Raw genomic sequence first — 18,910 nt, 5'->3', positions numbered from 1 at the left:
GCGTCAGAAAATCGGAAAACGCATGGTTTCAAGCCTCTTAGGACTCATGTTAGTGCTGGGTCTATCCCTGGGAGTTGTCAGTTGTGGGGATCAAGGAAGCCTCAATCTCCCCAATCCCACCTCCGGGATCTCCAATCCTCTCAAGCGGGAAATTTCCCCAAAAATCGCTGAAGTCTCGCCCCCAGAAGCCATCCAAAAACTACGGCCAATTCTCGAAACCTACCAACCCCAAGTCACAATCCTCAATCCTCAACCTGAGCAAACACTCCAAGACACCACCTTTACCCTAAAACTCGACGTTCAAGACTTACCTATATATAAAGACCCGAATCTAGCTTTAGGACCTCACCTGGAAGTGACCCTAGACAACGAACCCTATACAACCCTTTATGATCTATCCCAACCGGTTAGGTTTAGCAACCTCAATCCGGGAACCCATACTATTAGAATATTCGCCACCACTCCCTGGGGAGAGAGCTTCAAAAATGAAGGTGCTTACGCCCAAACCACGTTTCACATCTTTACAAAAACTGAAGACCAAATCCCTAATCCTGACCTTCCCCTGCTCACCTATAGCAATCCCATCGGCACGTATGGAGCCGAACCCATTCTGTTAGATTTCTATCTCACCAATGCGCCTCTGCATGTCGTCGCGCAAGAAAATTCAGAGGACAATATTCTAGACTGGCGGATTCGAGCATCGGTAAACGGAGAAGAGTTTATCCTAGATCGCTGGGAACCTCTGTATCTGAAAGGATTTGACCGAGGCAAAAACTGGGTCAAACTGGAAATTCTAGATGAACTGGGTAACCGGGTTAACAATGTTTTCAATACCACGGCTCGCTTGGTAACCTACGATCCTGAAGTCACGGATACCCTGTCTCAACTCATCCGAGGTGAAATTAGTGCTGAAGTGGCCCAAGGTATTGTCGATCCAAACTATATCGCTCCGTCCACTGCTGCACCGGAGACGGAAGTTTTAGAACCGCAGGAAGAACCAATAGCGGCGGAGGAAGAGCTTCCGGAACCTGAAGTTGAGGAAGAAGTGCCTGAAACTCCAGAGGTAGAGGAAGAGATTTTGGAAATTCTGGAAGTGGAGGAAGACGTTCAGGACACCACAGAAGTAGAGGTTTTGGACATCTCACCAGTCGAGGAACCTATAGAACAAGAGGTTTCTGAAACTGTGGACGTAGAAGAAGAGATTCTAGAAACTCCAGAGTTAGAACCGATAGAAACGGTAGAACCAGAAGAAATAATACCAGAATCTTCAGGAGCAGAAGAGGAAGCAGAACAAGTGGTTAGTGAAACTCCAGCATGGCGTAAGCAACTGAATCTGAATCAGTGGCGCGATCGCCTAAAATCCAAATGGAACCAACTTGATGTTAAGTCTATTAATCCCTTTGGCAATAAAGCTGTAGAGTCAGAAGAGACTCTGGAGATTGCCCCTGAATCCCCAGTTGTAGAAGAAGTGATTGAATCCCCTTCTGAACCCGAACCTGTAGAAGAAGAAATTGAAACTCCAGAACCTGAAGCGCTTGAACCCGAAGTTATAAAAGAGGAAATCGAGACTCCAGAAGTGTTAGAAGAAGAAGCTCAAGAGACGATCGAATTTCCCGATTTAGTCGATTCTGCGCCCTTAAAAGAACCTATAGAATCTCCTCCCCTGGAAACCTTGAATAACCCTTCAGAAATGGAAGCATCTGAATAGCAACCCATGCTTCCTACTCCACAAATAGAATCAATGGAGCGTGTTAACTAGAATTTCCCTATTCCCTAGTACCAAGCGCTATATCCGATCGCTCTTGGGTAAAATGATGGGGCCAAATGCGATCGCAGAACAATAGAGTGCCACCAGACACACAAAGGGGAACCGTTAAGATATTGATAAACGGAACACTCACCAATCCAAAACACACTAAGCCAAACGTGGCACTGGCGGGAAACGTGCGCCAAACTAAGGTTAACTTTTGCCGAAAGGGAAGCTTGCGGCGCTCTAGAGGAGAATCAAAAAAATCTAGGCAAACGAGGGTTGTCGCTAGGGTTAAACTGCCGATGCTAAAGAGCAGCGTGCCGATCGCCGGAATAAAGTTAAATAGCAATAGGGGAATACCAGCGATCGCCATCAACAGTAATTTTTTTAACTCAAACAGGATGGCTCGCCAAATATCCTGGGCGATCGCCAACGGATGAGTATTGATCTGCGGCAGTTGTCCCAGGCGTGTTTTCTCAATTTGTTCTGATAATTGACCATACCAGGGAGACCCTAAAATTGCCCCAAATTGAACCAACAAAAAGCCTGTAACCAGGAATAACACCAACAGCACCAAAACATTTAACAGCCAATGCAGAACCACCGTGAACCCAGTCAAAAACCCTAACCACATCGGTAAACTAGCGATCCATTGATTCCACTGAAACGTCCACTGCTGTGTCAGAGTATCCACCAGTTCCAAACCGGGAAACACTAAACCCACATAGAGCGCAATACCAATCAAGATATTGATTAAAATGGGCACAATCACATAACCGCGCAATTTAGGCTCATTCACCAATAATGCCAAAGCACGAAACGGGTAAGTTGCACCAGCAATCAATCCCATGGGAAGATTAAACATAGCGATCGCACCTTATCGTAAATCTAGAGAGAGCATCACATGGCCATTCGTCATACATTCTCCACAGATCATCTACAATTATCCTACCTTCAATGGCATGGCTCAGGTACAGAACCCGTTTTGTTATTGCATGGTTTAGCCGATCATGCCCTCGTTTGGTCAAGTTTCGCTGCCTCCCTAGGGCCAAACTTCCATTGCATTGCCCCCGACTTGCGCGGCCATGGAGAAAGTGATAAACCCAAAACTGGATATACCTTCGATCGCCTGATTACTGATTTAGAAGCATTAATGGATCGTCTGGGATGGGAAAGTGCCCATATTGTTGGTCATTCCTTTTCCGCGAAATTTTTACCTCTCTGGGCAAGTCGGAATTCCAAACGTTTCCGGACTATGACCTTAGTCGATCCCTTTTTTATTGATAAAATCCCTAAATTTTTTGAGGTCACTTTTCCCTTACTCTATCGCGTCTTGCCCTTCTTGCAAGGGATGGGCCCTTTTAGCAGTTATGAGGCGGCCGAAACCAAAGCCAAAACCCTCAAACAATATCGGGGATGGAGCGATTTACAGCAACAAGTTTTTCAAAACAGTATCGAATCTAAACCGGATGGCACTTGGGGAAGTAAATTCACTATTGATGCTCGCAATGAAATCTTTAAAGAAGTGATGCAAGTTGCTGGACTGACACAACCCCTAGACCTGCCCACTGTATTAATTACTCCAGAAAAAGGACTCAATCGCACGAACTGGCAATTAAAACCGTACCGCACTTATCTTCAGAATTTAACAATTGAAACAGTCCCCGGTAACCATTGGGCCTTTTTAGTTGAGCCAGAATCTTTTAATCAAGTTTTAGGTGATTTTCTGCAAAGTTATCCCTCTTCTGTTACTCAGGGAATAGGCAATAGTGAATAGGCAATAGGGAACAGGGAATGTTCTACCGGAACAATGTAGGAGCGGAAACGCACTATACCTCGTTAAACTGATTACTTAGATACGATATCATTCCCCTTTTTCCAAAAGTGACAGAAGAGGAATAATTGGAATCACTATTGCTTCTTGCCTGCTCCGTCTCTATTCCCTAGCCAAAACGCTATAAACTACTAGAGTCAAGACTGTGAGCCTCGTCATCAGTCGCGGGCAAATGCAATCCACATTCTTGTTTAAGACCTTGGAAGCGGGTATCGCGTTCATGCCCATCTTCCAAACTGAGCGGACGAGAAGAATGCCAATCTCCAACAGTCATATACCCCTGATCAAACAACGGATGATAGGGTAAATCATGGGCAACTAAATATTGGTAAACATCCCGTGAATTCCAATTCAGAATGGGTAGAACCTTATAAATATCGCCTTGACGATTAATAAACTGTAAACTCTTACGGTGATCGGTTTGGTCGCGGCGCAAACCCGCTAGCCAAGCCGTGACGTTAAGTTCTTTTAACGCTCGTTGCATGGGTTCAACTTTACGCAGTTGATCGTATTGATTTAATGCTTCTACTGTACCTTGTTCCCAGAGTTTGCCATAAATGGCTTCCATATGGGCCGGACTCATGGAAGATTGGTAAATTTTTAGGTTGAGGTTAAGTTTGTGGGTTAAATCATGGGCAAAGCGATAGGTTTCTGGAGGTAAATAACCCGTATCTACCCAAATAACTGGGATATTGGGCACAACAGAAGTGACCAAATGGAGCATCACAGCCGATTGAATGCCGAAACTGGTACTCATGGCTAGACCTTCGCCAAAGGTTGTAGCAGCCCATTGCACAATATCTCTAGCTTCTATATCGGAGAGCTGTTCGTGCAGGATTTGAGTATCGAGGTTGGGTAGCGCGGTGATGGTTGAATTCATTAATGATTCAGGTTCCTAAGTGGTAGTAGACTAGATTATTCATATAAGGTTATCAAAGGATGGAGATGAAGGGGAAGAATTTAAACCTTAAGTCAGGAAGTCTCCATTACTATAGCGTTGCCTGCTAGGATGGAGCAATTCGTGGAAGCTCATTTGTGCCATTGATTAGAGTCAAGAGCGGCAATTGCTGTGGAAACATTAACTTTTCGTATTTGTGCCGGAAGAAGTGGCAGGTCAGGAGCAAGAGAGAGCTGATAGGGCTGAATCGAGCGCAATAACGATCCGTATCACCTCAGCGATCGCGAATGTCAAGACAAAACGGCAAACAAAAAAGAGGAGATCGAGCGACATGCTTTGAATGCCCCTTAAACAGCCATCTCATTCTGTTTTAGAAAGCTTAATAGCGCTCTCAAATTCTCGTCGTGACCTTTTAGACATTTTAGGTTTCTGTTTTAGAAACTCCATCACTGTTGTAACTTCAAAAAAATCTGGGTTGGTGACATTAGGCTCTTTTGATAGGTGAACTTCAACCCGGTATTCCCCATCAATTAATAAAGTATAAAAATTCATGTCAGGCTCTGGAATCCAGTGCAAAAGAAATATTTTATCTCCTAAATTTGGAAAATGGGATTTAAGGATTGTTCTGAGCAAAGCAAAGTCTGGGCTATAAAGGATTGCATCTCTAGATTTTTCTAATTCTTCAGAAATTGGGAATAAAACCATGATAAAACACCACTTACAAATAACGTTTAGGCCTGGTTTTAGCTTGAAACTTGTGTGAGTCCTGCTAAGGGTTTAGTCTTTTCTGGATCGTCCTCTTCATCTGAAAGAGGATGGATGGGGTTGTCTGCCACTTGTGGGGTACTGAGGGTGTTGTCGCTGGGTAGGAGTTTCAGGAACGGAAGGGGTAGAAGGGAGGAGAGGTTGGTGAGAGTAACCAACAGGGCAAGGTTGTCGAAGGTGTTGGGGGTAATGCCAAAGCTATGCATGAGAAGAGCGCCCAACTCTTGGGAAACGACATGGGACAGGTTGGCAATGGACATGAGCAGAGCAAACAGCGTGGCTTCGATACCAGGGGGGCAGAGTTTGGCGCAGAGAACGAGAACGGGCATAAAGGCAATTTCGCCAATGACGGTGAGAATCACGCTATCTCCTAGACTAAACCACTGATCGCCAATCCCCAAGAGTCGATTCGTATGGGTAACCAGCAGTACCGGGGTGAAGCCAAAAAGGACAGCTATGACGGTACTCCAACCAAAGATTTGCCGGAAGGGAACGGCTTTGAGGAAGCGTTGAAAAATCCAAATGCCAATTAATCCAGCAATACTGGTAAATAGACGCACGCGACCTAGAAATTCCGGTTGAAAGCCTAATTCGTTGGTGGTGAAAAAGAAAAAGGCAGAGTCGGAAGAAGGAGTGGCTTGCCAGAGGAAGAGGAAGAGGGTGGGTTTCCAGATGGAGGGGAGAAATATCGCTTCTTTAAGCTGCGATACTTGGTGTTTGATGGTATTCCATGCTGGAGTAGAGTCAGTTTCTGGGGATTCGACAATCAGCCCCGCTCCTATGGCTACAATTAATGGGAAAATTGCTGTAATGCCAAATACTTGTTGGGGAGTCAGAATTTCTAATAACCATCCGCTTAAATAAGCTGTGATTAATCCTCCTAGGGCTGACGTTCCCCAACAGAGAGATTGTAGCGATCCGACTTGACTGGTGGATTCTGTTCTGGCTCGTTCAACTACAATGGAGTCGGCAATCACGTCACTGATGGCAACGGAAAGGGAGCTAAGGGCGATCGCCCCTGTTGCCATGATTGCATTATCGACAACTGTCGCCAATACTACCCAAGCCAAACTCCCCAACAAACCCGACAAAATCAGGTAGGGACGGCGACGATAGCCCAAAATCGGCAAACCGTCAGACATAAATCCCCACAGGGGTTTAATAATCCAAGGTAGGGCTGCCACTCCCGTGAGCGCTGCCACTTGGGCGGGAGAAAGACCCAAATCATCCTTGAGGAAAAAGCTAATGGCTAATCGAGCCAGACTTAAAACCCCTTGCACGAAATACACCAGCAAAATAGCCAGTAATTCTGGGGTGGGTTCATTACCCAATAGCAGTTTTTTGAACAGATTCTGGGAGCCAGGAGAGGAAAAGCCAATCATGTTACAAATCTTTATATTCTTGAGTAACTATGATAGCGCTCTTGTTGGGTGGGGTGATGGGGAGATAGGGGGACATGACCCATTGCCTATTGCCTATTGCCTATTGCCTATTCCCCATTCCCCATTCCCTCTCTAATCTCTAGATTTCCGCGCTCCGATCGCGGCTGCACCGTAATTAATCCGACAGCCCACATTAAAAATACTTGCGCCACATTCCAAAGGAACCACCTGGTCGTTGAGAATCGCGCTACAACTGACATACTGATCGCCATTGGTATCCTTAACCATACATTCAATCGGGGTTGCGCCGGCCTGTGATGACCAGAGCCTCATACCCAAAGCCGCCACTTCATGTTGCCAAAAGAAAACCGTTAGAGCGATCGTCACTAGAACCGCGCCCACCAGTCCAACTTTCAGTTGCCAACTGGCCAATATATTACTGACCTTGGTTTGCAGAGGTTCCAGAAAACGGGTCTCCTCTTTTTGTTCAGTCACCGTTTCCACGGGTTTAGATAATTCTGAATTTCCTTGAGTTTCAGACATGGTATGGCTCCTGTAGTTTTCAGCTCAAGCGAGTCTTTGTCGATAATTATAGGAGATTTACACAAAAGCTGGCTTCTGTGAACTCCGACTGGTCTCAGAGCCGTGGACTCGGAGATAAAAGATGCAAAACTTAACATAATCTCAGAGAGACTGCGATCGAACATTGGCCCCAGACTCTGATAGACTGATACACTGAAACCGGCTAAATATAAGCATTTCACTGAATTACCTCTAGGGAGAAAAACTGTGATTGAAACCACATTGGGATTAGAAATTATAGAAGTGGTCGAACAAGCGGCGATCGCCTCTGCTCGTTGGATGGGGAAAGGGGAAAAAAACACCGCTGACCAAGTCGCCGTAGAAGCGATGCGCGAACGTATGAACAAAATCCACATGCGCGGACGCATCGTCATCGGAGAAGGAGAACGGGATGACGCTCCCATGCTCTACATCGGCGAAGAAGTCGGCATTTGCTCCCGCGAAGATGCCAAAGAATACTGCAATCCCGATGAATTAGTTGAAATTGACATCGCTGTTGACCCCTGTGAAGGAACCAACCTCGTCGCCTACGGTCAACCCGGTTCCATGGCTGTGCTTGCCATTTCTGAAAAAGGTGGACTCTTTGCTGCTCCCGACTTCTACATGAAAAAACTGGCCGCTCCTCCAGCCGCCAAAAACCATGTAGATATTCGCAAATCAGCGACCGAAAACCTAAAACTGATCTCCGAGTGTCTCGATCGCTCCGTAGAAGAATTAGTCGTTGTCGTCATGGATCGGCCTCGTCACAAAAACCTGATCAACGAAATTCGTAGCGCTGGCGCAAGAGTTCGCCTCATTGCTGATGGAGACGTATCCGCCGCCATTTCTTGTGCCTTTTCCGGAACCAACATCCACGCCCTCATGGGAATTGGAGCCGCTCCCGAAGGAGTCATTTCCGCTGCTGCCATGCGCTGCTTAGGGGGTCACTTCCAAGGTCAACTCATCTACGATCCAGAAATCGTGAAAACCGGCTTAATTGGCGAAAGCAAAGAAAGCAATCTCGAACGTCTACGCAGCATGGGCATCGAAGACCCAGACCGGGTATACAATGCTGAAGAACTCGCCTGTGGAGAAACCGTATTGTTTGCCGCGTCCGGTATTACCCCTGGAACCCTCATGGAAGGCGTTCGCTATTTCCATGGTGGAGCCAGAACCCATAGCCTGGTTATTTCCAGTCAGTCCAAAACTGCCCGGTTTGTAGACACCGTTCATATGGCTGACGCACCCAAAAATATCCAATTAAAATAGGATAACTTTTCAATTACAGTCGTTTCTGCTCTGTAAGATCCCCCCCAACCCCCTTGTTTTAGGAGATGGGGGGATGGGGAGATGGAGGGATAGGGGGTTTAATCATAGGAACTAGAACACCCTAAAACTCTATCTCCATAGGGTCTTCAGTTTCACTGAAGCCATCTTTTGTTTATAATCTGCCCAAAATCTTAGCAAGTTGCCTTAACAAACATTAACCCATGAATGTCGCAGTTATCGGTTTAAGCCATAAAACAGCTTCCGTTGAAGTTCGAGAAAAACTCAGTATTCCTGAACCCCAACTCGAACAAGCCATCACCACCCTCAAGCTCTATCCTCATATTGAAGAAGTCGCTATTCTAAGCACCTGTAACCGCTTAGAAATCTATGTGGTGATTCGTGACAATCAACAAGGCGTTTGGGAAGTTACCCAATTTCTTTCCGAACATAGCCAACTGCCCCTCTCCCAATTGCGTCCTCACCTGTTTATTCTCCTCCATGAAGATGCAATTATGCATTTAATGCGCGTGGCAGCCGGATTAGACAGCTTGGTACTCGGCGAAGGGCAAATTTTATCGCAAGTTAAACAAGGTCATAAACTCGGCCAACAGTATAAAGGTGTGGGTCGGATTCTCAACCGCTTAATGAAACAAGCTATTACTGCGGGGAAACGGGTACGCACGGAAACCAACATCGGTACAGGTGCAGTTTCTATTAGTTCAGCGGCGGTTGAACTTGCCCAAATGAAACTAGAAACCCTGGAAGAATGCAAGATTGCCATTATCGGTGCGGGTAAAATGTCCCGTTTGTTGGTACAACACTTGCTCTCCAAAGGCGGTACTCAAATTAGTATTGTCAATCGCTCCATGCAGCGTGCTGAAGAATTAGCCAATAAATTTAGTGAGGCTTCTTTAGCGCTTCATCCCATGGGAGAAATGATGGAGGTGGTTCAGGCATCGGATTTGGTTTTTACCAGTACTGGAGCAACCCAACCCTTATTAAATCGTGCCAATTTAGAACCCATTGTTAATCCAGAACGCCCCTTAACTTTAATTGATATTTCCGTTCCTCGAAATGTGGATGCTGATGTGAGAGAGTTACCCTCAGTCAAACCCTATAATGTGGATGACTTGAAGGCAGTAGTTGCCCAAAATCAGGAAAGTCGCCGTCAAATGGCGATGGAAGCTGAAAGCTTATTAGAAGAAGAAGTAGAAGCGTTTGAGGTATGGTGGCGCAGTCTGGAAACTGTACCAACGATTAATTGTTTACGTCATAAAGTGGAGACGATTCGCGAGCAAGAGTTAGAAAAAGCCCTTTCTCGTTTGGGGTCTGAGTTTGCGGAGAAACACCAAGAAGTGATTGAAGCGCTCACCCGTGGAATTGTGAATAAAATTCTACACGATCCCATGGTACAACTGCGGGCCCAACAAGATATTGAAGCTCGCAAGCAAGCCATGGAAACTCTGAAGACGTTGTTTAATCTGGAGATTGAGGCGGCTTCTAGTAATCAATATAGCTAGAGGGAATGAATCGTTATCGCTCTTCCTTCTGCTATCCGGTAGATTTCGATCGCCCTAAATCCCCCTTCTTCCGCAGGAGACGGGGGGATGAGGGGAATAATTGGCAGATTTATTTGGGATTAGAAGAAGGCGTGTAGTCGGCGATCGCAAAAATAAAGATTCCATGGATCGCCAACAGTCCCAACCAGCCTAAGCTAAACCAAGTCAGCCAGAGGAGGGTATCAGGCTTAATTTGATGGACAAACCAGAGTCCGGAGTTCGTTGCGGCATATATCGCTACATGGAGCGCAAAGTTCATCCGGTCATCTAAGCGGCGATAGTCTGGATCGTTGTTACGGTCGGGTTTTCGAGGCCAACGTGGAGGCATAGCTGATAGGGCGCTTCGTGCTAAGGAATGGGGAATAGGGAATGGGTATCGTACTCAGGGTTAGAGTCTGTAACCATGCACCTCATAGGAGCGTTAAACGCTCTACCCTCAATGTAGAATAAATCGAATCCTGAATCAATCGGCTCCCTTCGACACTTCGGCTAGGCTGCGGCGCTTCGCTCAGGGAGCGTCAGCCCCTTTGTCCCCATCCATCTCCCCATGTCTCCGTGTCCCCGATTCCCCTATCCCCCTATGGTTCAACTGATTAATATTGGATTTGGTAATATCATTAATGCGAATCGAGTCATTGCGATCGTCACTCCAGAGTCAGCACCGATTAAACGGGCGATCGCCGACTGTCGCGATCGCGGACAATTAATTGATGCCACCTATGGTAGACGCACCCGCGCTGTGATAATTATGGATTCAGGCCATGTTGTCCTATCTGCCATTCAACCAGAAACCGTTTCCCACCGGCTGATGTCTCAAAAGGGTAATCGGGAATCTTAAGGGAGCAGAGGATAACGTTCAGAATACATTGGGAATGATACAAACGGTTGGGACAGGAAAATTAGTGCTTATTACGGGCCCGAGTGGGGTGGGTAAAGGGACGTTAGTGCGATCGCTGCTCGAGCGTCATCCGGATATTTATTTGTCAGTCTCAATGACTACTCGTTCTCCTCGTTCTGGAGAAGTGAACGGTAAAGATTATTTTTTTGTCACTCCAGAACAGTTTCAAGATTTAATTGCTGCGGAGCAACTGTTGGAATGGGCCCAATTTGCTGGTAATTATTATGGCACGCCTCGCCAACAGGTCGAGGAAAAAATCAAGCAAGGAATACTGGTATTATTAGAAATCGAGTTAGAAGGCGCTCGGCAGATTCGCGCCTCCTTTCCCCAAGCTCTGAGACTCTTTATTTTGCCCCCATCGATGTCCGAGTTAGAGCGCAGATTACGCGATCGCCAAAGCGAGTCTCCAGAGGCAATTACCCGCCGTCTCAACCGTGCCATCATCGAAATTGCTGCCGCAGACGAGTTTGATGTGCAAATTGTCAATGATGACTTCGATCGAGCCTTAGCGGACGTTGAGTTGGTCTTATTTCCTGGTCTACCCGAGTTGAGCCTACAATCTTAAGGGATCAATCCTTAGCATAAGAATTAGCCTTTCTCCGATATCCACACCGTTTAAGACTGAGCTGCCATGGCTTCTTCTACCCAACTATCAAATGTCTCTTGATTATCCTCAATCCACTGATTGACATGACGTTCAATATCTTCCGGTTGGTCTTCTCCCTGTTCCATCAGATTATTTTGGTTGCTAATATCTTCAATCGGAATTTGTACGACCTCAAATAACTTTTTCGCCGCAGGATTTTCATCAACAAACTTCTTATTGGCCAAAATTCTCATGCGATCGACTGGGAAACCCAGGTTTTTTCCTTCAGCCGTTGTATCTGCTTCAGTTAACTCCGTTTGTCCTTCTGGTAAATCGGTTTTAGAAACTTGTAACCAAATGGTGTCTTCCCCAGGTTTCAATAAGCTCCCGACCCAAAATGGAGTCCACATATAAAACAGGACAGGTTCACCTTGATTATACCGAACGATGGTTTCAGCAATTAATGCTCCAAACTGCCCTTGATCGTTTTCTACCGTATCTCGCAAGCCGTAAGCGTCCAAATGATGCTCAATGGTCAATTCACAAGCCCAACCTGAGTTACATCCGATTAAGTTGGCTTTACCATCACCATCACTATCAAAAAGTTTAGCAATTTCTGGGTCTTGTAACTGCTCTAAATTGGTAATCTGGTACTTATCTGCCGTCTTTTTGTCAATTTGATACCCTTGTAAAAGGTTGGGGACAATTACTCCAAGTTTGTTTAAGTTGTCCTCACCCCCACTATTTTCATATAGTTGGGTTTGGTTATTTTCCCAATGATTGGTGGTATAGTCCACATCTCCATTGGAGATCGCCACAACCATCGTTGCAGTTTCAAGTTCTGCGGGTTCTGGAGTCTCATATCCCAATTTTTGTAGGGCTTTATTGACAATCTGAGTTTGAAACCGTTCTTCTAACAGACTCGTATGAACGGATTGAACCGTTATTCCAGTACCCGGTAAGTCCGTGTTTTCGGAGGAAACTTCACTCTGAGTAGTTGGAGTATTGGAGGGTTGACAGGCGATCGCCCCTAAGAGCAATCCCCCAACTATCGTACCCCAGGCGACAGTCTTTGTTCTGAATTGGATCATAGTTTAATCAGTTGATACAACAATCAAATATTTCATCTTTTTATTGGGTAACCTTAGCATACGAGGTTACCATGGTGGTCTAATCTTGAAAAATCATCAGACTTCCCGTATAACACGCCACCCAAACTTGATGGGTTTCGGGGTCATAGGTTACGCCAATGGGAGCCGCTTCTGTGGAAACTGTTTGCAGGACTTTCATATCCTGAGTGCGAATCTTACTCAGGGTATCGGAATGGTAATTGACTACGTATAAAAATTGTCCATCATCAGATAAGACCATGCTGCGGGGGGCACTTCCAGTGGAAACTTTACTAACAATTTCTCCAGTTTTGAGGTCTAGTTTCCCGACTTCGTTATCCAGATTAAAACTGACATACAAATAGGATTCTAAGGGGTCTAAATTTAAGTGGCGGGGAGTGACTCCCACTTGGTTAAACCATTGCACAGAATAGTCATTGAGGTTGACTTTGGCAATATTATCCGATCCCATAATGGCAACATAGGCAAATTGAGATTGGGCATCCACTTCAATTCCCCGTGGATAGGCATCGAGGGGAATACGCTTAATTTCTTGGTTCTGTTGGGTATCGATGATACTTAAGTCCCAGCTACACCAGTTGGAAACTAGAACCAGGCGGTTATTGGGGGTGGTGGCTACATATTTGGGTACAGATCCCACCCAGATGACGTTTTCAATTTGCAGGGTTTCGGTGTTGATACGATAGAGGGTGGAGGGGTCAAAGTTGGCATCGGGATGACAGACATCATCTCCAGGACGATTAAATCCGGGGCCGTACATTTGATAGTTGGATACCCAGGCATATTGACCGTTATGAGAAAAGGCGGCTTCTACGGGCGATCCTTGGAAGAGTCCGCTATATTCGGTATGACCAAAGGCTTCTAAATCGACGCGATCGCTGATTGTTCCGACTAAATTATACTCCCGGTCATAGACGGTGACCGTATGGGAATACATCATATTTTGGGCGAAGAATAGACCATTTCCTGAATGTACAATCGATTTAGGCGAGAGGTTCCCACGAATCACGTGGTTGAGTGTCATAGGAGTGGAATCGGCCCAGAGGGTCTGTTGAACAGTGTCGAGTTGCTGTTGATAGTCTGCTTTGAGGCTAGGAATCTGAGTAAACTGGGGATGATCGGGGGGTAGGGTATCGAGGGTTGCGATCGCCTGTTGCCAATAGGATTTTACTTCACGCCATTGAGCCTTAGTTCGTGCGGTAGATGTTAAAGAAGTGGCTTGATTAACCGCATTTTCCACATCTTGCCAGCGATCAGGTGTGGCTTGGGGTTCTGGTGTGGGTTCGGATGCAGCAATTTCCCACTCATACAAAGATTGTGGCACTTCTCCGTCTTGGATCAAGATTTCTGTGGCAAATAGATAAGTACCGAGGATAGACGCAGGTAAGGAAATACCTAAACAGAAGGATTTGAAGCGCCACAGTCGTCTGTATCGTCTGCGTACCTTGCGAGGAACCCTGTCAGCAGGCTTAAGTTTTGGGCTAACACCAGGATGTTTAGCTAAAGTTTGGGTTGAAGATTTGCCCACTCTAGAGGGAGCGTAGGTTAGTAATACCATGAAAGTAGGAACTGTACTGAGTCATTGCTCGTTGTTTTTGAGGGCAGCGATCGTGGATACTCAAAATTAGTATGACCCCACCTGTGTTCCCTAGGATTGTACCGACTTTTGTTCCTTAAGTCTTCTCTTGGTTTCTATGGCATGATTCCAAACTTATCCCATTGCTTACGTTCTTTAACCCCATTGAAACCGTTCTGGGGGCTAGTCAATCCTCTAGGTTGTGAAGGTTTAAGTCATTATCAGCAATGGCAACAGCGGTTTATGAAAGCGCGCTTGCAGTTGGCGTTATGGATTGCATTAGGGTTCATCTTTAGTGTGATTACCCTCAATGGGATGCGGTTTTGGCGACTGGAGGAACCCTTATGGGATTACCAGCTAGGGACTCAAGTGGCGATCGCCCTAAGCCTGTTGACCAGTCTGCGTCTGCTTCCCTTAGCGTCCACCCATCGTCATCTGAATGTCTTATTTCTACTATTTTCCTGGTCTCTTACCCTATTCCCCCTCGTCTCCAATACCGTAAATCCAGCCTCTGAAATCGACTTTTCCGGGTTAATTATTACCTTTTTTACCCAAGCAACCTTGATTTCGGTGCGTTGGCGGCTCCATTTATTCGCTCAAGGGGTAACGGTAGGATTTTATGCTCTGTTCTACTCTATGGAGCATGAGGCTTCTTTTTTCTCCGTGTTAGATTCCTCCTTGCAAGTCTCTATGGTCTTAATCCTGTTTTGGGTGTGCTTGATTTGCGATTTTTCCGTGTATCTCTATGAACGGCTGCAACAGTCCGAATTTAAGAGTCGTCGCCAACTGGAAATGGCTTATCAAGATTTGGAGAAAGCCGAGCGCCAATATCGCAGTATTTTCGAGAACGCGATCGAAGGGATTTTCCAATCGTCTCCAGAGGGACAGTATTTAAGTGTTAATCCGAGTTTAGCCCATATTTATGGTTATGATTCTCCAGAGGAATTGACCGATCTGACGGATATTAGCCAAATGTACGTCGATCCCCATCGCCGTCAAGAGTTCATGGAACTGATTCGCGAGCAAGGTCAAGTGATCGGCTTTGAATCCCAGATTTATCGGCGCGATCGCCAGATCATTTGGATTTGTGAAAATGCCAGAGTCATTACTAATCATCGGGGGGAAATTATTGCCTATGAAGGCACAGTAGAAGACATTACTCGGCGCAAAAGCATGGAAGAAGATATGAGAAAAAATTGGGAACGAGAAAAAGAGTTAAATCAGTTAAAATCTCGGTTTATTGCCATGGCTTCCCATGAATTTCGCACGCCGTTAACCCGGATTTTGGCTTCTGCTGAAGCCTTGGAGCATTACCAAAGCCAGTGGGACTCATCTAAACAACTTAAATATTTGCAACGAATTCAAATCACCGTTAATCACTTGAATTGTTTGTTGAATAATATTTTGATCATGGGGAGGTCAGACTCGGACAAACTTCCGATCAATCCTCATAAAGTTGATTTATATCAGTTGTGTAAAAATTTGATAGAAGAAACAAGCAGTTGTTTAACTCCAAAACACCATTTGAAATTCTTGACTGACGGAACCCCTGAACCGTTGGAAGTCTATCTGGATGAAAGCTTATTAAGACAGATTTTAGAAAACTTACTTTCTAATGCCATTAAATATTCTCCCCATGGAGGTGAAATCAAGTTGAGGATAGAGTATAATACCGACAAAGTTTGTTTTCAAATTCAAGATAGTGGCATTGGCATACCGGAAGAAGACCTTGGATATTTATTTCAATCCTTTCATCGCGGTCACAATGTAGGCAACTTACCCGGTACAGGGTTAGGTTTGGCCATTGTCAAAAAAGCGGTGGATTTACAGCAGGGTGAGATTACGGTAGAAAGCTCACCAGACCAAGGAAGTCTGTTTTCAGTAACCCTGCCATTATATCATTAAGGATAGTTTCGTGATGAAAATAATACTGGTTATTGAAGATGATCCAGATGTTCCGGATATTATATTAGATGTGTTAGAAGCAGAACGATATTGGGCCATTGGTGCAGAACATGGACGTGAGGGAGTTGACTTAGCGATCGCCCATCTTCCAGACTTAATTATTTGTGATGTTATGATGCCAGAATTGGATGACTATGGCGTTTTAAAAGAACTCCAAAATCAACCTCAAACGGCAACAATTCCTTTTATTTTTTTGACGGCGAAATCCACTAAATTTGATCAACGCCAAGGGATGGAGTTAGGAGCAGATGATTATATTACCAAACCATTTATGCGGACTGAGTTATTAAGTGCCATTACAACTCGGTTAAAAAAACAAGAGGTTCAAACCGAAAAAGCCGAAATCAAATTAGATGAACTGCGCCATAGTATCTCCCTCTCTTTTCCCCATGAACTCCGCACTCCCTTAAATGGGATTTTGGTTTCTTCAGAATTCTTACAGCACGATTTTGAGAATTTAGATCATCAAGAAATTTTAGAGCTTTTGGAAAACATTAATATTTCGGAAAAAAGACTCCATCGATTAATTATGAATTTCTTGTTTTATACTGATTTGCAGTTAACAAAAGCCAACCCAAAACGGTTTAGTTCTTTGAGAAGAAAGTCAATAGAATATGTGAATCTTATTATTAAAGAATTAAGTGTAGGGGTTTCTAAAAAACAGCCAAAATCCCGCATGGATGATTTGATTTTAAACGTAAAAGACGCTCATCTGCGGATAGATCGGGAAGGTTTTATTAAACTCTTGGAAGAATTGCTGGATAATGCCTTTAAGTTTTCAGAGCCGGGCACTGAGATTACAGTTTTTGGTGAAATAGAGGGGGACTTTTATCATTTAGCGATTAGCGATCGCGGACGGGGAATGAGTGCAGAACAGATCGCTAATTTCGGTGCTTACCAGCAATTCGATCGGAAAATCTATGAACAACAAGGTTCAGGATTAGGCTTATCGATTGTTAAGGAATTGGTGAATTTATATGACGGAAAATTTACGATTGAGAGTTCTCTCAACAAAGGAACAACCATCCATGTTCTTTTACCCACCCTACCGCAAGCAGAGGAATCTTGATAGACTGAGATTCTATAGTGATTCTACGTTAGGTAGGTATTAATGAGTCTATTTGAAGATCGAGACTTGATGCATCTTCCCTCTGTGTTTATTGGTGGCGAATACAATTGGCAAGCTCAGATTCATGCCGCACAAGTGGAAAGTCAGAAATTGCGGCGCTTACGCCAGCAGTGGAGTTCGGAACGTCCTAGTCATTTCAATCATCCGAAGGGGGGTTCGACTAAAAATTAGGCAATAGGCAATGATGGAGTCCCCGTGTCGTCGCTCCCTGAGCGTAGCCGAAGTGTCGAAGGAAGCGTCCTATTCCTCTATTTCCTATTACTTAACAATTACGGGGGTTCCCAAGGTTGTCCAGTTAAAGAGCCATTGGGCATGATCGACAGCGACATTCACACAACCATGGCTGACGGGTATACCAAATTGATTATGCCAGTAAGCGCCATGGATGGCATAATGACCGGAATAGTACATAGTATAGGGAACGTCGGGTAAATCGTAACCATCTCCTCGCATTCGTGCTAGTTCATGTTTGGATTGGATGGCAAAGCTGCCCCTAGGTGTTTCATGGTAGGCTTTACCGGTGGAGATAATGACGCTGTAGATGGGAATGGAGCCTTCCCAAGCCGTGAGTCGTTGGGTGGCAACGTTAACCTCGATCCAGCGTTGGCTGGAGTTTTTGAGGGTTTGAGTCTGTTCTTCTAGGGTGGGGTTTTGGGCGAAGGTGGGGATAGGTTGAATACCATGCGCTCCAAGAATAATGAGGGTGAGGATAGGAATAATAGCTTTCATGGCAGTGATGCAGAGTCGATCGCTATAGCGCTATGCGCTAGTAATGGGTAATGTCTCAAAACAGAGAGCAAGTGCTATAGCAGAGAAAGGAAGAGTTAGGACACTTTCTATTGCCTATTGCTAAAACAATAACCTAACCGTCCTAACCCACTCCTTAACTGCTATATATTCCTATTTTGCCTGAAGAACTATCGATCATCCATGCGTAATTGTGCTAGGAGTCGGTGGCTGTTTTCGGAAATTGCTTGCCAATTTTGTGCTTTGACTAAAGATGGAGGAAAAAGTTGGGTGGATAACCCAACGCCGATCGCCCCGGCTTTAATTAAATCTAGGGCATTGTTTGGAGTAACACCTCCTGTGGGAATGAGGGGAATATGACCTAAAGGGCCTTGTAAACTTTTAAGATAGTGGCTACCACCAAGAGCTTGAATGGGAAAGACTTTGACACTACTGGCTCCTGCTTGCCAAGCGCTAACAATTTCGGTGGGGGTAAGAGCGCCGGGAATGATGGGAATATGGGCTTTTATCGCCTGTTCAATGAGTGGGGGATGGGTATGGGGTGAAAATAAAAACTCTGCACCGCAGGCGATCGCGTCTTGCATCTGATCGCTGGTGAGTACGGTTCCTGCGCCGATGGTACAGTGGGGTAACTGTTGACGCAGTAAGGCGATTAGATCGGCGGGGCGATCGCTATTCCAGGTAATTTCAATTAAACCCATTCCTCCCTGCGCGACTGCATGGGCAAGTTGCATCCCCAATTTCAGATCGGGAGAACGGATGACGGCGATCGCCCGATAATGATGCAGTAAGTCTAACCACCGTTGCTTGTACATAGGGAATAGAGAACAGGAGACAGGGAATAAGGACAAAAAAAGAAAC

General features: G+C 45.3%; 19 protein-coding genes. 9 read left to right on the top strand and 10 right to left on the bottom strand.

The features are described from left to right. The first annotated feature begins 22 nt into the window (after window positions 1-22). A complete protein-coding gene (locus J7529_RS03365) occupies window positions 23-1,708 on the top strand; it encodes a hypothetical protein (protein WP_318727826.1) in 1,686 nt (561 codons plus the stop codon). Window positions 1,709-1,766: 58 nt separating this feature from the next. Here the strand turns inward: J7529_RS03365 and J7529_RS03360 are convergent, their stop codons facing one another. Next, window positions 1,767-2,615 carry an EI24 domain-containing protein gene (locus J7529_RS03360; RefSeq protein ID WP_271945363.1) on the bottom strand — a complete coding sequence of 283 codons (849 nt, stop codon included), beginning with the start codon at window positions 2,613-2,615 and terminating at the stop codon, window positions 1,767-1,769. Window positions 2,616-2,654: 39 nt separating this feature from the next. Between J7529_RS03360 and J7529_RS03355 the strand changes: the two genes are divergently transcribed. Further along, on the top strand, window positions 2,655-3,527 hold the full coding sequence (locus J7529_RS03355; RefSeq protein ID WP_318727825.1) for an alpha/beta hydrolase: 873 nt from the start codon (window positions 2,655-2,657) through the stop codon (window positions 3,525-3,527). A 178-nt stretch (window positions 3,528-3,705) separates the two neighbouring features. Here J7529_RS03355 and cysH read toward each other — a convergent pair whose 3' ends face one another. From cysH to J7529_RS03335, 4 genes are all read right to left on the bottom strand, one after another. Then, complete coding sequence (gene cysH / locus J7529_RS03350; protein WP_318727824.1) at window positions 3,706-4,464, bottom strand: phosphoadenosine phosphosulfate reductase; 759 nt, start codon at window positions 4,462-4,464, stop codon at window positions 3,706-3,708. 378 nt (window positions 4,465-4,842) lie between these two features. Next, on the bottom strand, window positions 4,843-5,187 hold the full coding sequence (locus J7529_RS03345) for a hypothetical protein (RefSeq protein ID WP_318727823.1): 345 nt from the start codon (window positions 5,185-5,187) through the stop codon (window positions 4,843-4,845). A 38-nt stretch (window positions 5,188-5,225) separates the two neighbouring features. Further along, on the bottom strand, window positions 5,226-6,629 hold the full coding sequence (locus J7529_RS03340; protein ID WP_318727822.1) for a folate/biopterin family MFS transporter: 1,404 nt from the start codon (window positions 6,627-6,629) through the stop codon (window positions 5,226-5,228). A 132-nt stretch (window positions 6,630-6,761) separates the two neighbouring features. Continuing rightward, the gene (locus J7529_RS03335; RefSeq protein WP_318727821.1) at window positions 6,762-7,172 is read right to left on the bottom strand and encodes a hypothetical protein; all 411 of its coding nucleotides are present in this window, start codon (window positions 7,170-7,172) and stop codon (window positions 6,762-6,764) included. A 249-nt stretch (window positions 7,173-7,421) separates the two neighbouring features. Here J7529_RS03335 and glpX point away from each other — a divergent pair, with 249 nt between their 5' ends. Both glpX and J7529_RS03325 read left to right on the top strand, forming a co-directional pair. Further along, on the top strand, window positions 7,422-8,459 hold the full coding sequence (gene glpX, locus J7529_RS03330; RefSeq protein WP_271945440.1) for a class II fructose-bisphosphatase: 1,038 nt from the start codon (window positions 7,422-7,424) through the stop codon (window positions 8,457-8,459). Window positions 8,460-8,680: 221 nt separating this feature from the next. Next, window positions 8,681-9,979: a glutamyl-tRNA reductase gene (locus tag J7529_RS03325; protein ID WP_271945352.1), complete on the top strand. Its 1,299-nt coding sequence runs from the start codon at window positions 8,681-8,683 to the stop codon at window positions 9,977-9,979. A gap of 109 nt (window positions 9,980-10,088) precedes the next feature. Here the strand turns inward: J7529_RS03325 and J7529_RS03320 are convergent, their stop codons facing one another. Continuing rightward, complete coding sequence (locus tag J7529_RS03320) at window positions 10,089-10,346, bottom strand: 2TM domain-containing protein (RefSeq protein ID WP_271945350.1); 258 nt, start codon at window positions 10,344-10,346, stop codon at window positions 10,089-10,091. A 252-nt stretch (window positions 10,347-10,598) separates the two neighbouring features. On the opposite strand from J7529_RS03320, the gene remA reads away from it, so the two are divergent. Both remA and gmk read left to right on the top strand, forming a co-directional pair. Further along, a complete protein-coding gene (gene remA, locus J7529_RS03315) occupies window positions 10,599-10,856 on the top strand; it encodes an extracellular matrix/biofilm regulator RemA (RefSeq protein WP_271945348.1) in 258 nt (85 codons plus the stop codon). 34 nt (window positions 10,857-10,890) lie between these two features. After that, window positions 10,891-11,481 carry a guanylate kinase gene (gene gmk, locus J7529_RS03310; RefSeq protein WP_318727820.1) on the top strand — a complete coding sequence of 197 codons (591 nt, stop codon included), beginning with the start codon at window positions 10,891-10,893 and terminating at the stop codon, window positions 11,479-11,481. Window positions 11,482-11,531: 50 nt separating this feature from the next. On the opposite strand, the gene proX is transcribed toward gmk, so the two are convergent. Together proX and J7529_RS03300 are read right to left on the bottom strand one after the other, a co-directional pair. Next, window positions 11,532-12,593, bottom strand: a complete 1,062-nt coding sequence (proX, locus tag J7529_RS03305; protein ID WP_318727819.1) for a glycine betaine/L-proline ABC transporter substrate-binding protein ProX — start codon at window positions 12,591-12,593, stop codon at window positions 11,532-11,534. A gap of 79 nt (window positions 12,594-12,672) precedes the next feature. Further along, the gene (locus J7529_RS03300) at window positions 12,673-14,190 is read right to left on the bottom strand and encodes a YncE family protein (protein WP_318727818.1); all 1,518 of its coding nucleotides are present in this window, start codon (window positions 14,188-14,190) and stop codon (window positions 12,673-12,675) included. A gap of 141 nt (window positions 14,191-14,331) precedes the next feature. Here J7529_RS03300 and J7529_RS03295 point away from each other — a divergent pair, with 141 nt between their 5' ends. The 3 genes from J7529_RS03295 to J7529_RS03285 are packed head-to-tail and all read left to right on the top strand — an operon-like array spanning window position 14,332 to window position 17,473. Continuing rightward, window positions 14,332-16,113 (top strand): PAS domain-containing sensor histidine kinase, encoded by a 1,782-nt coding sequence (locus J7529_RS03295; RefSeq protein ID WP_318727817.1) that lies wholly within the window; start codon window positions 14,332-14,334, stop codon window positions 16,111-16,113. Between the two features lie 13 nt (window positions 16,114-16,126). Next, entirely contained in the window at window positions 16,127-17,242 is a 1,116-nt protein-coding gene (locus J7529_RS03290; RefSeq protein ID WP_318727860.1) for a response regulator, read from the top strand. 42 nt (window positions 17,243-17,284) lie between these two features. Then, entirely contained in the window at window positions 17,285-17,473 is a 189-nt protein-coding gene (locus tag J7529_RS03285) for a hypothetical protein (RefSeq protein WP_318700014.1), read from the top strand. An 87-nt stretch (window positions 17,474-17,560) separates the two neighbouring features. Here J7529_RS03285 and J7529_RS03280 read toward each other — a convergent pair whose 3' ends face one another. Both J7529_RS03280 and J7529_RS03275 read right to left on the bottom strand, forming a co-directional pair. Next, a complete protein-coding gene (locus J7529_RS03280) occupies window positions 17,561-18,031 on the bottom strand; it encodes a L,D-transpeptidase (RefSeq protein WP_271945338.1) in 471 nt (156 codons plus the stop codon). Window positions 18,032-18,219: 188 nt separating this feature from the next. After that, window positions 18,220-18,864 carry a bifunctional 4-hydroxy-2-oxoglutarate aldolase/2-dehydro-3-deoxy-phosphogluconate aldolase gene (locus J7529_RS03275; RefSeq protein WP_271945336.1) on the bottom strand — a complete coding sequence of 215 codons (645 nt, stop codon included), beginning with the start codon at window positions 18,862-18,864 and terminating at the stop codon, window positions 18,220-18,222. Window positions 18,865-18,910: the final 46 nt, after the last annotated feature.

This window comes from Roseofilum sp. Guam, from assembly GCF_017746735.1.
Lineage (GTDB): Bacteria > Cyanobacteriota > Cyanobacteriia > Cyanobacteriales > Desertifilaceae > Roseofilum > Roseofilum reptotaenium.
This window is presented reverse-complemented; position numbering and strand designations above follow the sequence as displayed.

Coding starts and splice junctions, on each gene's coding strand:
- J7529_RS03365 (WP_318727826.1), top strand. CDS start 23: ATGGTTTCAAGCCTCTTAGGACTCATGTTAGTGCTGGGTCTATCCCTG.
- J7529_RS03360 (WP_271945363.1), bottom strand. CDS start 2,615: ATGTTTAATCTTCCCATGGGATTGATTGCTGGTGCAACTTACCCGTTT.
- J7529_RS03355 (WP_318727825.1), top strand. CDS start 2,655: ATGGCCATTCGTCATACATTCTCCACAGATCATCTACAATTATCCTAC.
- cysH (WP_318727824.1), bottom strand. CDS start 4,464: ATGAATTCAACCATCACCGCGCTACCCAACCTCGATACTCAAATCCTG.
- J7529_RS03345 (WP_318727823.1), bottom strand. CDS start 5,187: ATGGTTTTATTCCCAATTTCTGAAGAATTAGAAAAATCTAGAGATGCA.
- J7529_RS03340 (WP_318727822.1), bottom strand. CDS start 6,629: ATGATTGGCTTTTCCTCTCCTGGCTCCCAGAATCTGTTCAAAAAACTG.
- J7529_RS03335 (WP_318727821.1), bottom strand. CDS start 7,172: ATGTCTGAAACTCAAGGAAATTCAGAATTATCTAAACCCGTGGAAACG.
- J7529_RS03325 (WP_271945352.1), top strand. CDS start 8,681: ATGAATGTCGCAGTTATCGGTTTAAGCCATAAAACAGCTTCCGTTGAA.
- J7529_RS03320 (WP_271945350.1), bottom strand. CDS start 10,346: ATGCCTCCACGTTGGCCTCGAAAACCCGACCGTAACAACGATCCAGAC.
- remA (WP_271945348.1), top strand. CDS start 10,599: ATGGTTCAACTGATTAATATTGGATTTGGTAATATCATTAATGCGAAT.
- gmk (WP_318727820.1), top strand. CDS start 10,891: ATGATACAAACGGTTGGGACAGGAAAATTAGTGCTTATTACGGGCCCG.
- proX (WP_318727819.1), bottom strand. CDS start 12,593: ATGATCCAATTCAGAACAAAGACTGTCGCCTGGGGTACGATAGTTGGG.
- J7529_RS03300 (WP_318727818.1), bottom strand. CDS start 14,190: ATGGTATTACTAACCTACGCTCCCTCTAGAGTGGGCAAATCTTCAACC.
- J7529_RS03295 (WP_318727817.1), top strand. CDS start 14,332: ATGATTCCAAACTTATCCCATTGCTTACGTTCTTTAACCCCATTGAAA.
- J7529_RS03290 (WP_318727860.1), top strand. CDS start 16,127: ATGAAAATAATACTGGTTATTGAAGATGATCCAGATGTTCCGGATATT.
- J7529_RS03285 (WP_318700014.1), top strand. CDS start 17,285: ATGAGTCTATTTGAAGATCGAGACTTGATGCATCTTCCCTCTGTGTTT.
- J7529_RS03280 (WP_271945338.1), bottom strand. CDS start 18,031: ATGAAAGCTATTATTCCTATCCTCACCCTCATTATTCTTGGAGCGCAT.
- J7529_RS03275 (WP_271945336.1), bottom strand. CDS start 18,864: ATGTACAAGCAACGGTGGTTAGACTTACTGCATCATTATCGGGCGATC.